Consider the following 14,660-nt stretch of genomic DNA (forward strand, 5'->3'; position numbering starts at 1 on the left):
TCGGTTTCAAGAAGGGGAGCGCACGATCCGAATCGGGTGCACGCCCTCCGAAGGTCGGCGGCTCGCCAGGTGCCGCCGACTTAAGCCGGTCAATAGCCTTGCGGCTTCGGCCAGGGCATCGTGAACTGGTCGCCGCGGCGTACGAACTTGTAGCGCCGGAAGTGGAACCACAGCGACGCTATGATATAGAAGCACATCATCGCGCTGAGCTGCGTGCCGTAGCCGAGGAACACGGCGAAATAGGCGGTCGAGCACAGAATGAGCAGCACGATCGTCGGCAAAGGGTGAAACGGGTGCACGTAGCCGCGTTTGATCTTGCCGAGCGGCCACTTGTTTCGGAACATCACCATGTTGAAGGTCATGAAGGTGTAGCCGAGCAGGCCCGAAAGAATGGAGAAGGTCACGACCTGATCGAGCGGGGCTCCGAGCGCGAAAATGAGCGCGATGGGGACCAGGAAGACGATTGCGCGATAGGGCGTGCGGTAGACCGGATGGACGGCACCGAACCAGCTCGGCAGATAGCGGTCGCGGCTCATCGAGAACCAGGCCCGTGAAGCGTCGTTGATGCAGCCGTTTGCCGAGGCGAGCGTGGCGAAGGCCGTGCCGACGAACAGCAGGATCATCAACCCGGTGCTGCCGGTGACGCGGGCGGCGTCGAACAAGGGCGTTCCGGCCTGACCAAGATATTCCCACGGCATCAGGCCGGAGCAGATATACCAGGTCATTGTGGCCGCAACCAGCAGTGTCATGATGCCGGCCATCGTGCCATAGGGAAGCGAACGGGCAGGTGAGCGCACCTCCTCGGCTGCCTGGCAGGTACCCTCGATGCCGAGATAGTACCAGAGGCCGAAGTGCAGCGATGCAACGATCCCGACCCAGCCATAGGGGAGCGGATCCGTGGTGATCGCCGAAAAATCGAGCGGCACTGCAGAGGCGCCGAACTGCACCGACACGAACAGCGCCACGATCGCAAGGAAGGCGACGGCGGTGATGACCAGGTTGAAGGTCAGGGTCGCGAGCACGCCGCGATAGTTGAGCCATGCCAGGAACATGACGGCGAGAACGATGAAGGGCTGCTGGTTGAGGCCTGCCTGGCCCTGCATGCCCGCCACAGTGTCGAGCAGGAAGCCGACGGTGATGGCGTTGGCGGCCTCGAGCATGGTATAGGCCATGACGAGGAAAAGACCGACATTGAACGCCATCAGCGGGCCGACGATGTGTTTTGCCTGAGCGTACTGACCACCCGCTGCGGCGACCGTCGAGGTAACCTCGGAGTCGATCATGGCGACGCAGGTGTAGAGCAGGCCTGCCACCCAGCAGGCCATCAGGCCGGCGATCATGCCGCCTTTGCCCACGGAGAAATTCCAGCCCATATATTCGCCGACGAGCACGATGCCGACGCCGAGTGCCCAGACATGCGAGGGTCCGAGAACCCTCAACAGCCGCAACCGGTCCGGCTCAGCCGCGGCGGATGTAATATCGTCCATCTGCTGTCCTCCCCTCAGATCTCGTGGCGCTCTGCGGTCGCCTCGATCTCGCCTTCGCGAGAGGAGATCAGCAGTTCGTTGTCGTAAGTGCTGTCGATGCGGATGAGATCGGCGAGCATCAGCACGCCGAATAGCGCCGACAGCGCCCAAGCCGCATATTCGAGTATGTCCCACATGGCCAAACCATCCTCCCCTGGATCGATTGAATGAAAACGGAATGCGGGCGGAAAACCGCACACGCGTCCTCGTCCCGCTTTAGCGCTGCTTCGTGCCGAAGCGTTCGTCGATCACTTCGCGGTATTCCCTGTCGGAAAGCCGGACGACCATCACGAAATAGCCTATGACGAGCAGCGCCATGACGATGAGCGAGGCCCAACTGAAGCTGTAATCGAAGCGCGCAGTGATGATGTCGTTGGCGGCAGCCGGATCGGTGATTCCAAGCGCCGCCCATTGCTGCTGCTCGGTGGCATTCTGGCCGAGCGATTCCCAGGTTGGGTCGGCGATCGGGTTCGGCACCTTGGCCGCGCCCGCGAGGCCGAGATAGAGTGGTATATAAAGCGCCCCGATGGTGAGAACGAGCAATGTGGCCACATCGAAAATCTGACCTGCAAAGCTCTGTTTCGGAGGTTCGTACGACATGATACCTCCTAGCGGCCGAAAGAGCGCATCTCATCGAGATGCTTGAGATCGAGGCTGTAGATGAAGTGCTTGTCTTCCTCGTAGTGGCGCAGCATCGCGACGATGGCGGCCGTATTGAAGAGCAGCACCAGGCCGCAGGCGACTGTCAGGATGACCGTAATGGCCGGAGTTGCGATGTAGGGCCATACGGTAAACAGCGCAAAGAGCAGAGTGCACCATAGGACCACGACGAAGGCTGTCAGGCAGACGCGGTCACGTCTGTGCATTGCATCGATACGCTGGCTGAAGCTCGCATCTTCGCTGAGCTTGCTGAGTGTCGCTTCCATTGGCTTGCCTCCTCCTCCAAGTAGACTCGAGTTTCGGTATTTCGCTGTGAACCCTCTTATTCTGCTTAGAAAAATTATTTGCCTGACAGGAATGTCCGGCAAAGCGCGGGCACTGTCAAGTGATGTGTGGGATCCGGAGGAGTGCGCTCTGTTTTCCGCCGCCGTCGCCCTCGGCTTCAGAGCGTCCGTTTGCCGGCACATGAAGCCGGAACCCTCAGGCGCCCGCTCCGCGCATCAGAAGGTCATGTGGCGCAGGCCGCCGCGGTGTTGATCTTCCGTCGCGGAAGACGCAAATGTAGCTACTGTCAGTGAAAATCGGAGTGAGATCGGCATGGCTGGGGAAAACGCGGGAAAGCAACGGAACTCGAAGAAGAACGGCAAGGCGGCGCCGGGCCTGACGCGTGTGACGCCGCTGACCCAGGATCCGCATGCCATTCGTGACACCCGGGAAAAGGTGCTGGAGGTAGCGATCGGGCATGAGGTGCGCGCCTTCCGCAAGAAGCTCGGCATTACGGTCGCCGATGTTGCCTCCGCCACCGACATCTCGGTCGGCATGCTGTCGAAGATCGAAAACGGCAACACATCGCCATCGCTGACGACGCTGCAGACGCTGTCGCGGGCACTCGGCGTACCGATCACCGCGTTTTTCCGCCGCTTCGAAGAGGAGCATAGCGCCGTTTTCGTGAAGGCGGGGGAGGGCGTTGACGTCGAGCGACGCGGCACCCGCGCCGGGCATCAATATAACCTCCTCGGCCATATCGGCTCGAACACGTCAGGCGTCGTCGTCGAGCCTTACCTGATCACGCTGACCGAAAACTCCGACATATTTCCGACGTTTCAGCACGATGGTCTGGAGTTCCTCTACATGCTGGAAGGCGAGGTCGTTTATCGGCATGGCAACAACCTCTACCGCATGACTCCGGGCGACAGCCTGTTCTTCGACGCCGACGCGCCGCACGGGCCGGAAGAACTGACCACGCTGCCGATCCGGTATCTGTCCATCATTTCCTATCCGCGCGGCCGCGGAGAGGATTAGATCATGATGTTTTTAGGTCGATCCGCCTAAAAACATCCGGCTCTAAAGAATGTCGTCGCGCAGACAGGCCTTGAAATGGTTGGGCGCCACTTCGCGCAGCTCGGGGCGGACTGCGGCGCAGTCGGGCAGCGCGTAGCGACAGCGGGTTCTGAGCACGCATCCGGAGGGTGGATCGATAGGGCTCGGGATATCGCCTTCGAGAACGATGCGGTCGCCCTTCCGATCCGGATCGGGGACGGGAGCCGCGGATAGAAGGGCCTCGGTATAGGGGTGCGCCGGCTTGGAATAGAGCCGGTGGCACGGGGCGATTTCCATGATACGGCCGAGATACAGCACGATCACCCGGTCGCAGAAATGCTCCACCACGGCCAGATCGTGAGAGATGAACAGGATGGTCAGGCCAAGCTGTTCCTTGAGGTCCTGCAAAAGGTTGAGAACCTGCGCCTGCACCGACACGTCAAGCGCCGACACCGGCTCGTCTGCGACGATGAAGCCCGGTGCTACGGCGAGCGCGCGTGCAATGCCGATGCGCTGGCGCTGGCCGCCGGAAAACTCGTGCGGGAAGCGCTGGCCGGCATCGGCCGGCAGTCCGACCAGCGTCAGCAGCCGCTTGACCTCCGCATCCTGCTTCTGGCGGGTGCCGAGTTTGTGGATTTCCATGCCCTCCGCAATCAACTGCCCGACCTTGCGTCGCGGGTTGAGGCTGGCGAACGGATCCTGGAACACCATCTGGATCTTGCGCCGGAACGCCATCATCTCGCGGGCGGGGAGATGGGCGATATCCGTGCCTTCATAGGCGATCACGCCTGCTGTCGGATCGGTCAGCCGCATCAGCGTGCGGCCGATCGTGGTTTTGCCGGAGCCCGATTCCCCCACAAGACCGACGACTTCGCCGCGGGCAATGGTAAAGCTGACATTATCGACGGCATGCACGAAGCGTCTTTCACCCTTGGGGCCGCGGCCCTTGACCGAAAAGCGCTTGATGAGCCCGCTGACGTCGAGAAGCGGCGCCGTATTGTTCATTTACTTACCTCCTGCCAGCGAATGCAGCGGACACCATGCTCGTCGCCGGCCTGCACCAGAGGCGGCGGTGCCTTATGACAGTCCTCGATTGCCAGCGAGCAGCGCGGCGCGAACCGGCATCCGGCCGGCAAAGCCAGCGGATTGGGAGGCATGCCGCCGATCGTGTCGAGCCGGCGCGAGCCGGCGTCGTCCACGCGCATTCCGCCCGGCATCGGGATCGATTTGAGCAGGCCGACCGTATAAGGGTGGCGGGGTGCGGAAAAAATCGTCCGGACGGGGCCTTCCTCAACCACCTGGCCGGCATACATCACCGCCACCTTGTCGGCGATCTCGGCGACGACACCGAGATTATGAGTGATGAACAGCACAGACATGCCGATTTCCTTTTGCAGCCGGCGAATAAGGTCGAGGATCTGGGCCTGAATGGTGACGTCGAGCGCGGTGGTCGGCTCGTCGGCGATCAGCAATGCCGGGCGGCAGGACAGTGCGATGGCGATCATCACCCGCTGGCGCATGCCGCCTGAGAGCTGGTGGGGAAAATCATCGACGCGCGATTCCGGGGCCGAAATTCCGACGAGCCTGAGCATTTCGATCGCTTTTTCGCGAGCTTCATTTTTGCTGACATCCTGATGCAGGCGGATGGCCTCTATGGTCTGGTCGCCGATCGACCAGACCGGATCGAGGCTGGTCATCGGTTCTTGGAAGATCATGGCGATATCGTTGCCGCGCACCTTGCGCATCGCCTTTTCGTCCAGCGCGCGGATATCCAGACCGGGCTGTCCCGGCAGGTTAAGGCGGATCGCACCATCATCGATCACCCCGCCACCACGGCCGACCAGCCGCATGATGGAGAGCGATGTGACGCTTTTGCCCGAGCCGGATTCCCCGACCACGCCGAGCGTTTTGCCGGCGGCAATCGAAAAGGAAACGTCATCGACGCTTTTTACTGTTCCGCGCGGGGTCGTGAATGAGGTTTTGAGACCGGTCACTTCCAAAAGCGGGATGGACATAGGAGGTTCCGTCATGGCCTCAACTCCTCCGGACACGCGGATCGACATAGCCGTAGAGAATGTCGACCAGCAGATTGACGCCGATATAGATGATGGCGCTGAGCATGATGAAGGCCTGGACCACGGCATAATCCTGCCGGAGAATGCCGTCGATCACCAGCGTGCCGATGCCCGGCCAGACGAAGATGCGCTCCACCAGCACGCTGCCGCCCAATAATTGCGCCAGGATCAAGCCGCCGGCGGTCAATGTCGGCAGGAAGGCATTGGGCAGGATGTGCCGGAAATGCGTCGAGATCGGCGCCACGCCCTTGGCATGCAGAACCGTCACGAAGGGCTCGTTGATGATGTCGAGCAGATTGGCACGCAACAGCCGCACGAGATAGCCGAACGGCCCAAGCGCCAGTGCGATCGACGGCAGCGCCAGATGATGCAGCGCCGTACCGAAGCCCGCGAAATCACCCGCCAGCAGATAGTCGATGGTGAACAGGCCGGTATAGAGTCCGGTGGGTGCCGGGCCGCGGCCGACAGGACCGGGAAACCAGCCAAGCCGTTCGAAAAACACCATCAGGAACAATAGCGCCAGCCAGAAAGGCGGCACGCCGACGCTGATGAAGGACAATAGCCGCAGGAAGCGGTCGAGCCAGCGCGAATTGAGAAAACTGACCAGCACCGTCACCAGCACAGCACCGAAAAAGGCAAACAGGAACGCGTAAAGCGCAAGTTCGGCGCTCGCCGGCAGCCGTTCGGTGATCTGCGACAGAACCGGCTGCCCGGCACTATAGGAAAAGCCCCAGTCGCCGATAAAGAAGGAGGTGACATAGTCCAGATATTGCACGGGCAGCGATTTATCCAGCCCGAGATTGGCGGTCACCTGCGCGATCACTTCGTCATTGGCGAAGGGGCCGGCGATGAGGCGGGCGGGATTGGTGGGCACGGCGCGCAGCACGGCAAAGGCCAGAACCGAGGCGCCGAAAATGGTGACGATGGCCGATCCGATACGTGCAAGCAGAAAGTCGATCATCTCTTGCTCCTAGATTGACAGCCGTGCGCCGGATTTCGGGTCATAGATATCGCGCAGCCGGTCGGCGATCAGATTGGCCGAGACGGCGAGGATGAAGATGCCGAGACCGGGAAAGAAGCCCAGCCACCATTGACCCGTGAGCGCGTAGGCGAGCCCCTCGGTGATCATCGTGCCCCATTCGGGCGTCGGCGGCTGGATGCCGAGCCCGACAAAACCCAGGGCGGCAAGGGTGAGGATTGAGAAACCGAAGACCGAAGAGGCCTGAATGAAGATGGTCGACGTGGTCTGAGGCAGAATATGCAGGCGGATCAGCCGAAAACTCGAGGCGCCGAGCGCCTGTGCGGATTCCACATACATCAGCGTCCTGAGGCGCAGGACCTCGCTGCGCAGCAGGCGGAAGTACCAGGGAATGGCGGCCAGAATCACGCCGATGCCGGCCGAGACGATGCCCTGTCCGAGACCAATAGCCACCGCCATGGCCAGAATGAGCGGCGGAAAGGCGAGGATCGCATCCATGATCCGCGAGACCACGACATCGAACCAGCCGCCGATGAGACCCGCCAGCAGGCCCAATGTGCCGCCGATCAGGGTGCCGGCAATGGTGACGCTGATCGCCACGCCCATCGACACCTGCGCGCCGCGAATGAAGCGGGCCAGCACATCGCGGCCGACATCGTCGGTTCCCATGGGATGTGCGAGATCGGGCGGCAGCAGCGAGTTGAGGATATCGACGCGCAGCGGATCTTCCCGCCAGAGCCAACCCCCGAACACTGCCAGAAGGACGATCAGGCCGAAAAGCACCACGCCGAGCAGCAATTCCCAATCATGCGCCAATTGAGCAATAAGACGTCTCACCAGCCTGGCCTCTTATCTTGGTGGAAAAGGGTTGGAGCGCACGGTCGGGCCGCGCGTTCCCATGATGGCGGTCTCTCAGATCCGGGGCGGGGGTCGGGTCCCCGCCCCCGTTTCGCCGGCCTCCGACCGACAGCCCTGCCTGGATCACGTCACGAAAACGCGTGCGGATAGTGCTTTCGCGCATAATCCTCGGTGATGTAGCCATCGGCCAGGTCGCGCTTGACCATCTCGACCGGCCGCTCGGCGGGGTCGCCATAGCCGCCGCCGCCGCCGGTGCGGGTTTGCAGCACCGAATCCTTGGGCATGTGGAAATGCGTCGATTTGGCGATGGAATGAACTTCGCCATCCGGCATTTTGGCGAAACAATTGTTCGGCCGTGCCTCCTTGCCGCCCAACAGGCCCCAGGGGGCATTGAGCGTGCGGTCGAAGACGGTGGTGATCAGCGTGTCCTCTGTCATGCGGATATCGAGATTGAGGCCAGGTCCGCCGCGCCACTTGCCCGGTCCGACGGAATCCTCGGCCAGCGCCAGCTGCTCGATGATCCAGGGATTGCGGTGCTCCCAGACTTCGGCCGGGGTGAAGCGGGTGGCGGATTCGGCGATATGCAGCATGATGCCTCCATCACCGCCGTCCCAGGCCCCCTGTCCCGTCGGCAGCGGCGTGCCGTCCGCCCAGGGCTCGCCGCTTTCCTCCCGGCTTCCCCAGGCCACGACAGAGCAGATGCAACCGCCGGATTGGGCGGGCACGGCCTTGGGCATGGCGTGCGCGACGGCGTTATAGATGACTTCGATCGCCTGCAGGCCCGGCCATCCATAGATGAAGGACGGTGCCGGCGGCAGCGGGTCGAACATCGAGCCGGGGCGGGTGATGACCTTGAGCGGCCGAAAGTGACCCTCATGCGGCGCTTCGCCATAGCCGGCCAGCATGGTGATCGCCACCCGGCTGGCCGAAATGGTGGTGGGCAGCGGCGAGTTTGTCGGCCCGGCCTGCTCGTCGGGCACGCCGGAAAAGTCGAGGATGACGTCCGAACCCCTGACTTCAAGCACGACCTCGAAGGGAATACGGTCCGTGGTGACGCCGTTATTGTCCATTTCGCCCTTGCCGACATAGCGGCCGTCGGGGATCTTCTCGAAATAAGAGCGGACGATACGTTCGCCATGGTCGAACATGTCGTCGACCGCGGCCCGGTAGGTTTCGAGCCCAAACCGCTCGATCACCTCGATCAGCGATTTGACGCCCACCCGGCAGCCCGTGACCTGCGCGTCGAGGTCTCCGCGCACCATTTGGGGAACCCGCGTATTGGCCATGATCATCCGGAAAATGTCGTCGTTGAGAACATTTTCCTTGTAGATCTTGACGCCCGGGAAGATCACGCCCTCCTGGAAAACATCCGTCGTGTCGGTGCAATAGGGATCCTTGGCGCCGATATCCAGCCAATGTCCCTTGATCGCTGTATAGCCGATCAGCTCCTCATCCCGAAAGAAGACCGGCATGATGATGACCACGTCCTGCGGATGTGAGCCGGTTCCGAATGGCCAGTTATAGATCAGAGCATCGCCGGGCTTGAGGGTTTCCGGCCCGCCATTGGCCTTGACGGCCTCGATGATGCAGAAGGACAGGGTCCCCATGAACATCGGCAGCGACGGCGCCTGCGACAGAAGCCGGACTTCCTTGTCATAGATGGCCGCGGCGAAATCGAGCACTTCGTAGATGATCGGCGAAAATGAGGTGCGGATCAAAGCGCGCTTCATCTGGTTGGCGGCCGAATTCAGCGCGTGGCGAATGACCTCGGTGGTGATCGGGTCGGCCTTGGCATCGGTGATGCGGCCGAACATGCCGGCATTATGGGTGACGGATTCATGTTTTCTAGCCATTTCAGTGCGTCCGTTCCAAAATGATTTCGCCGGCTTTGCCGCTCGAGATGGTCCACTGGACATCGACATAGGTGGTCGTCGTGTCTTCGGTGATGATGGCGGGGCCGCGGATCTCGCCGGAAATCCGGCCACGGGGGATGATCCGGAAGGGCAGTCGCGCCCTGGATTCGAAGGAATAGACCTCCATAACCCTATCATCTTCGCCATCCGAGCGCTTGGACGTGTAGCTCAGCTCCCGGCGCGGCAAGAGCACCGTGGTGCTGGCACGGACCGAGACCAGTTCGACATCCTCGTTCATCGTCGAGCCGAACGTGCGGGCATACTCGGCCACGAAACGCTCGAGGATAGCCTCCTCGGTTTCGGCAATACGTCCTTCGGCCAGTTCGACTTCGATGGACAGAGTATGCTCCTGACCCTTGTAGCGCAGGTCGAGACGTACGGAGCGCACGCCGTCGCCGGCATGCGCCGTGCTGCGTTCCGTCAATGTTGCGAACAGCTCTTCCAGAATTCGGGCGACCTCGGTCAGGGCGCCGGGAGCAAAGCCGATAACCCGCGTGCGCGCCGTCGATTGCACCATGTCGGCGCCCAACAGGCCCCATGCGGAGAAATTGCCCGCCAGCGGCGGGATGATGACATGGTTCATTTCAAGCTCGTCGGCCAGCAACGTCCCCATCAACGGGCCGGCGCCGCCGAAGGGAAGAAGCGTGATCGTGCGTGGATCGAGGCCCTGATCGAGCGAGATTTCGCGCATGGCATTGGCCATTGCCGCCGATGAGATTCGCATGACGCCCGCTGCCGTCGCCTCGACGTCCTGACCGATATGGGTGCCGACCGACTCAAGCGCTGCACGCGCTTTTTCAATATTGAGGTGAATGCCGGAGGCGAGATCGCCTGGCCCGAGCATACCGAGCCATGCGGCCGCATCGGTCATGGCGGGTTCGGTGCCGCCCTTGCCGTAACAGGCCGGCCCCGGGACGGCCTGCGCAGAACGCGGTCCGACCCGCATCAGACCACCGGGATCGATATGGGCGATCGAGCCGCCTCCCGAACCGATGGAGCGCACATCGACCCAGGGACTCTGGATCGGCATATTGTCGATCATGCCCTCGAACAGGATCTGCGGCTTGCCGTCGATCACCAGAGCGGTGTCGAAGCTGGTGCCGCCGACATCGGCGGTGACCAGGGCCTTGATGCCGAGCATCTTGGCGAGTTCGCTCGCCCCTTGCGCGCCGCCGACCGGTCCCGACATGATGGTTTCGAACGGGCGGTCCTCGGCCTCGGCGAAGGTCATCGAACCCGAACCGGAGCGGGTGATCAGCGATGTGCCCTTAAAGCCCATCTCGCGCAGGCGGCCGTCGAGACGGCGCAAGTAGTTCGACATCCGGCCACGCACGAAAGCATCGATGCAGGTGGTCGAAGTGCGCTCATACTCGCGATACTCGCCCGAGATCCTGTGGGACAGCGAGATACCGCCTTCAAAGCCTTCCTCACGCAACAGCCGCTCGACTTCGAGCTCGTGGGCGGGATTGGCGTAGGCGTTGATCAGGCTGACCGCGATGGCATCGACGCTTTCCGCAATCATCTTTTGCGCCGCCGCTTTCACGGTGTCGGCGTCGAGCGGGCGATACTCGCGGCCATTGCCCAGCATGCGGCCATCGACTTCGAGGCGCAGGCGACGTGGCACCAGCGGCTCCGTCTGCTTCCAGAACAGATTATACATTTCCACCCGGTCGCCTCGGCGGATTTCCAGCACGTCGCGGAAACCCGTCGTGGTGATCAGGCCGATCCTGGAGCCGCGCCGCTCGAGAAGAGCGTTGAGGCCTACGGTCGTCCCGTGCAGAAAGAACAGCGCTTCCTCGATAATCTCCTGCGGGACGTGCTGGGTGATCGCATTGACCACCCCCTCCTCCGGCGCCGAAGGCACGGTCGGAACCTTTCCTTCAACCGTTTTGCCGGTCCGCTCGTCGAAATAGACGAGATCGGTGAACGTGCCGCCAATGTCGACACCAATACGCGTTGCCATTCTTTCTTTCCTCCGGAGAGTTTATTTCGCCCAGTAGCGATAGTCGGGGAGCGGCGAGAAGGTGAACTTGGTCACGGCATCGGAGAGAACGACGACCGGCTGATCCTCGAAGAACAGGATCTTCGGATAATCCGCACGCCAGATTTCCGTGGCCTGGTCCATGATCGTCTGTCGCTCGGCCGGGTCGGAAGAGGCGCGCAGTCTCTCGATCAGCGCATCCATGTCTTTGTTGCAATATTCGGTGAGATTGTTGGGATTGCCGCAAACCGCGTCATAGCCCCAGTAATAGCCGACCTCGAACACGCCGGGACCGTCGAGACGCATCAGCGACTGAACCCGATGACCCTGTGACAGGTCCTGGAATTCGGCAGCCGGCGCCACGCGGATCTTGAGGGTGATGCCGAGATCTTTCCAAGTGCTTTGCAGAATGGTGGCCAGTTGCTGCTGGGTGGCGTCGCCTTCCTGGATCATCACCTCGACATCGACGGGTGTTGCCACGCCGCTTTCGGCGATCAGATCTTTTGCCCGATCGAGATCGAAGGGGACCGGCTTGCTGAGCTCGGCGTTGAAGCCGGGCAGGCTGGGCGGAATCGGTCCGTAATATTGCGTGCCGTAACCATAGGCGACGCGCGAAACGATGCTTTCATAGGGCACGGCATGGGCGACGGCTTGTCGGAAAAGCTTGTTGTTCCAGGGTGCCTTGGTATTGGGCAGAATCATCTGCTGGGCAAATGGACTGGAATAGGCGATCACCCGCGTGCCGGCATTGCTGACCATGGTTTTGACGGCCTGCTTGGCAAGGCCGAAGGTGATATCGGCCTGCCCGGTACGTGCCTGCAGCAAAAGCGTCGGCAAGGCGGTGATCCAGTTGACGTTGATGGCCTTCGATGCCGGCGCTTCGCCTGCGAAAGCCGGATTGGCCACTAGGCGAGCATTCTGGTTGGCCGTATAGGAATCCAAAAGGAACGGTCCGGATTCGGTTACATTTGCCGCCATGTACTCATTCGGCTGACCGGGCGTGACGCCGCCATTGGCTTCGACGATGGAGGGATCGACGATCGATGCCGCATGGGTGGCCAGATCGCCCAGCATGTTGCCGTTTGGCTTGTTGAGCGTGATCTCGACCGTCAGCGGATCGACCGCTTCGATGGACTTGAAAATGACAGGATCGATATGACCGTCTGTCAGGAAGAACCGGCCGCAGCCGGCCATGTCAAGCACGCGCTGTAGGGAATAGCGAACAGCATCCGCATCGACCGGCTTGCCGCTTTCGAACGTGTAGCCTTCCTTGAGGTGGAACGTGTAGACCAACCCATCCTCACTGACCTCCCAGGACTTGGCGAGATAGGGCTCGATCTTGGAATAATCGACGACCCCTGTGCCCTCGGGCCCTTCCGCGGTGCCGTTCTGAACCAGACGCACATAGAAATTCTGCAGAAAACTGATTTCCTGCAACCCGCAGGCCCAGGCCGGATCCAGCGTGCTGGGCGCCACCGCGCTGTTGACGACGAGATCAGAGCTTTGAGCCGAAGCCGGGCCCGCAAAACCTGCCATGCAAGACAGCAATGCCGTGGCAAACTGCAATCCGCGTTTGTTTCCGATGCGCATCCAAACATCCTTTCGACGGCGGGCGTCGAAAAATGACCTGCACGTATTGCTACGTGGCGCGCGCTCTCAACGCCCCTCCAAGAGCGCGCCTATAGGAAAATATTTTCCTTATAGGACACGAGTCGAACAGGATGTCAATCGAGTAGGTTTTAAACAAAGCCGAGATTTCATGCTAAAAGTCGGTCATGATTGAGCGTTGTAAAGCTGGACTAGGTGTTAAATGAACTTATAAATCCGATCTACACTCTTGCGTATCATAACGGAGTTGCATAACGATATTTCGTATCGGAAAAAATCGCATCCTCGATAGGATAATCAGTGGAACTGACCATATCTGTAACCCTCTCAGATGTATATAAATTGAGATTGTTCGAAGCTATTGTAGAGAACAATGGAGATCATGAAGAAATAGAATTGTTCCGCAACAGAAATTGTCGGAAACGCGATCATGATAGTTCAGTTGGTCACGGTGTTTTTACCACGCAGGCCAGTGCCGCACTCCGGCGATCTCAGGCGGAACATGGCATCGCAATCGCTTCCCAGGGCCTTCCCGCTCTGAACGCATTGGCTATAGCCAAAAGAAATAGACACCGCAGAGGACGCGGACCCGATGACCAATGATCTCGTACCACTGGACGCACCGCCGCGGCCGCGATCCCGGCGTTCGATTGCCGAAACCTTGCGCCAGTTGCGGCAGGAAAATGGTCTGACCCTCAACGAACTGGCGCGAAGATGCGCTCTGGCGCCTTCGACGCTTTCCAAGATCGAGAACGGACAGATGTCGCCGACCTACGACACGATCCTCAGCCTGGCGGAGGGGCTTGGCGCCGACGTTGCCGAGTTGTTCGCACGGCGTCAGACCACCACGGTCAGCGGCCGGCGTACCATCAACCGCGCCGGAGATGGTGTCGCCCACAATACAGATCAGTACGATTATCAAATGCTGTGCACCGAACTGGCCCACAAGCAGTTCGTGCCGCTCAAGGCAATCATCAAGGCCAATTCGATCAGCCGCTTTGGTGGCATGCTGTCTCATTCCGGCGAGGAATTTGTCTATGTGCTGTCCGGCGAAATCGAGCTCCACACGCAATTTTATGCACCCACGCGTCTCCATACCGGCGACAGTTGCTATTTCGACAGCACGATGGGCCACGCATTGCTGAAGGCCTCCGAAGAGGATGCCGAGGTCTTATGGGTCTGCTCGCGGATCATCGAACCGCTCAAGGATAACGGGTCATGATGCTGCTCGTGGTTCCAGTTGCAGATTAAGTTGCATGAGAAGAAATATTTTTTCCTGTTAATTGATTTGACCGAACTGCTCTGCTAGCAATTGCACCATCGGCCGGGATGGGGATCGACGTGCGCCGGGACGCCCCATGGACCCGCGCGGGTTGAATGAGAGGAGAGCAATGCGCATGCAGAATTTCGTTCTGACTGTCACCTGCAAATCGACGCGCGGCATCGTCGCCGCCATCTCCGGATACCTGGCCGGGCAGGGCTGCAACATCGTCGATTCGTCGCAATTCGATGACCTCGAAACGGGTCTGTTCTTCATGCGTATTAGCTTCATCTCCGAGGAAAGGCTGGGCCTTGCGGCTCTTGAGGAGGGGCTGAAGCCGATTGCCTCGAAGTTCGAAATGGTGACGGCTCTTCACGAACAGTCGGAGCGGATGAAGGTTCTTCTGATGGTGTCGCGTTTCGGCCATTGCCTGAACGACCTGCTCTACCGCTGGAAGATCGGGGCGCTGCCGATCGACA

Annotated in this window: 14 protein-coding genes; 3 read left to right on the forward strand and 11 right to left on the reverse strand. The window is 60.7% G+C overall.

Annotation, left to right across the window (positions count from 1 at the left end; translation table 11 throughout):
- Positions 1 to 89: 89 nt before the first annotated feature.
- The 4 genes from FB009_RS30075 to FB009_RS30090 all read right to left on the reverse strand — a co-directional run bounded on the left by FB009_RS30075 (position 90) and on the right by FB009_RS30090 (position 2,452).
- Entirely contained in the window at positions 90 to 1,487 is a 1,398-nt protein-coding gene (locus FB009_RS30075; RefSeq protein ID WP_012067500.1) for an APC family permease, read from the reverse strand.
- Between the two features lie 14 nt (positions 1,488 to 1,501).
- A complete protein-coding gene (locus FB009_RS30080) occupies positions 1,502 to 1,663 on the reverse strand; it encodes a hypothetical protein (protein WP_012067501.1) in 162 nt (53 codons plus the stop codon).
- 79 nt (positions 1,664 to 1,742) lie between these two features.
- The gene (locus tag FB009_RS30085) at positions 1,743 to 2,126 is read right to left on the reverse strand and encodes a hypothetical protein (RefSeq protein ID WP_012067502.1); all 384 of its coding nucleotides are present in this window, start codon (positions 2,124 to 2,126) and stop codon (positions 1,743 to 1,745) included.
- A gap of 8 nt (positions 2,127 to 2,134) precedes the next feature.
- Positions 2,135 to 2,452 (reverse strand): hypothetical protein, encoded by a 318-nt coding sequence (locus FB009_RS30090; protein WP_012067503.1) that lies wholly within the window; start codon positions 2,450 to 2,452, stop codon positions 2,135 to 2,137.
- Positions 2,453 to 2,783: 331 nt separating this feature from the next.
- Between FB009_RS30090 and FB009_RS30095 the strand changes: the two genes are divergently transcribed.
- Positions 2,784 to 3,488, forward strand: coding sequence for a helix-turn-helix domain-containing protein (locus tag FB009_RS30095; protein WP_012067504.1), 705 nt, complete (start codon positions 2,784 to 2,786; stop codon positions 3,486 to 3,488).
- 42 nt (positions 3,489 to 3,530) lie between these two features.
- Here FB009_RS30095 and FB009_RS30100 read toward each other — a convergent pair whose 3' ends face one another.
- From FB009_RS30100 to FB009_RS30130, 7 genes are all read right to left on the reverse strand, one after another.
- Complete coding sequence (locus FB009_RS30100; protein WP_145162661.1) at positions 3,531 to 4,511, reverse strand: ABC transporter ATP-binding protein; 981 nt, start codon at positions 4,509 to 4,511, stop codon at positions 3,531 to 3,533.
- Positions 4,508 to 5,536 carry an ABC transporter ATP-binding protein gene (locus tag FB009_RS30105; RefSeq protein ID WP_012067506.1) on the reverse strand — a complete coding sequence of 343 codons (1,029 nt, stop codon included), beginning with the start codon at positions 5,534 to 5,536 and terminating at the stop codon, positions 4,508 to 4,510. Before FB009_RS30105 ends, FB009_RS30100 begins: the two co-directional genes overlap by 4 nt.
- 4 nt (positions 5,537 to 5,540) lie before the next feature.
- Positions 5,541 to 6,542, reverse strand: coding sequence for an ABC transporter permease (locus FB009_RS30110; protein WP_012067507.1), 1,002 nt, complete (start codon positions 6,540 to 6,542; stop codon positions 5,541 to 5,543).
- A 9-nt stretch (positions 6,543 to 6,551) separates the two neighbouring features.
- On the reverse strand, positions 6,552 to 7,397 hold the full coding sequence (locus tag FB009_RS30115; RefSeq protein WP_012067508.1) for an ABC transporter permease: 846 nt from the start codon (positions 7,395 to 7,397) through the stop codon (positions 6,552 to 6,554).
- Positions 7,398 to 7,546: 149 nt separating this feature from the next.
- Entirely contained in the window at positions 7,547 to 9,271 is a 1,725-nt protein-coding gene (locus FB009_RS30120; RefSeq protein WP_234710103.1) for a hydantoinase B/oxoprolinase family protein, read from the reverse strand.
- 1 nt (position 9,272) lies between these two features.
- Complete coding sequence (locus FB009_RS30125; RefSeq protein ID WP_012067510.1) at positions 9,273 to 11,294, reverse strand: hydantoinase/oxoprolinase family protein; 2,022 nt, start codon at positions 11,292 to 11,294, stop codon at positions 9,273 to 9,275.
- Between the two features lie 21 nt (positions 11,295 to 11,315).
- Positions 11,316 to 12,902, reverse strand: a complete 1,587-nt coding sequence (locus FB009_RS30130; protein WP_012067511.1) for an ABC transporter substrate-binding protein — start codon at positions 12,900 to 12,902, stop codon at positions 11,316 to 11,318.
- A gap of 610 nt (positions 12,903 to 13,512) precedes the next feature.
- Here FB009_RS30130 and FB009_RS30135 point away from each other — a divergent pair.
- Positions 13,513 to 14,142: a helix-turn-helix domain-containing protein gene (locus FB009_RS30135; RefSeq protein ID WP_012067512.1), complete on the forward strand. Its 630-nt coding sequence runs from the start codon at positions 13,513 to 13,515 to the stop codon at positions 14,140 to 14,142.
- A 175-nt stretch (positions 14,143 to 14,317) separates the two neighbouring features.
- A partial coding sequence (locus FB009_RS30140; RefSeq protein ID WP_331251715.1) for an ACT domain-containing protein occupies positions 14,318 to 14,660 on the forward strand: 343 nt, incomplete at its 3' end.

This window comes from Sinorhizobium medicae (assembly GCF_007827695.1).
Taxonomy (GTDB): Bacteria; Pseudomonadota; Alphaproteobacteria; order Rhizobiales; family Rhizobiaceae; genus Sinorhizobium; species Sinorhizobium medicae.

Excerpts from the sequence above, each read along its gene's own strand:
- FB009_RS30075 (WP_012067500.1), bottom strand. The coding sequence starts at position 1,487 with ATGGACGATATTACATCCGCCGCGGCTGAGCCGGACCGGTTGCGGCTG.
- FB009_RS30080 (WP_012067501.1), bottom strand. The coding sequence starts at position 1,663 with ATGTGGGACATACTCGAATATGCGGCTTGGGCGCTGTCGGCGCTATTC.
- FB009_RS30085 (WP_012067502.1), bottom strand. The coding sequence starts at position 2,126 with ATGTCGTACGAACCTCCGAAACAGAGCTTTGCAGGTCAGATTTTCGAT.
- FB009_RS30090 (WP_012067503.1), bottom strand. The coding sequence starts at position 2,452 with ATGGAAGCGACACTCAGCAAGCTCAGCGAAGATGCGAGCTTCAGCCAG.
- FB009_RS30095 (WP_012067504.1), top strand. The coding sequence starts at position 2,784 with ATGGCTGGGGAAAACGCGGGAAAGCAACGGAACTCGAAGAAGAACGGC.
- FB009_RS30100 (WP_145162661.1), bottom strand. The coding sequence starts at position 4,511 with ATGAACAATACGGCGCCGCTTCTCGACGTCAGCGGGCTCATCAAGCGC.
- FB009_RS30105 (WP_012067506.1), bottom strand. The coding sequence starts at position 5,536 with ATGACGGAACCTCCTATGTCCATCCCGCTTTTGGAAGTGACCGGTCTC.
- FB009_RS30110 (WP_012067507.1), bottom strand. The coding sequence starts at position 6,542 with ATGATCGACTTTCTGCTTGCACGTATCGGATCGGCCATCGTCACCATT.
- FB009_RS30120 (WP_234710103.1), bottom strand. The coding sequence starts at position 9,271 with ATGGCTAGAAAACATGAATCCGTCACCCATAATGCCGGCATGTTCGGC.
- FB009_RS30125 (WP_012067510.1), bottom strand. The coding sequence starts at position 11,294 with ATGGCAACGCGTATTGGTGTCGACATTGGCGGCACGTTCACCGATCTC.
- FB009_RS30130 (WP_012067511.1), bottom strand. The coding sequence starts at position 12,902 with ATGCGCATCGGAAACAAACGCGGATTGCAGTTTGCCACGGCATTGCTG.
- FB009_RS30135 (WP_012067512.1), top strand. The coding sequence starts at position 13,513 with ATGACCAATGATCTCGTACCACTGGACGCACCGCCGCGGCCGCGATCC.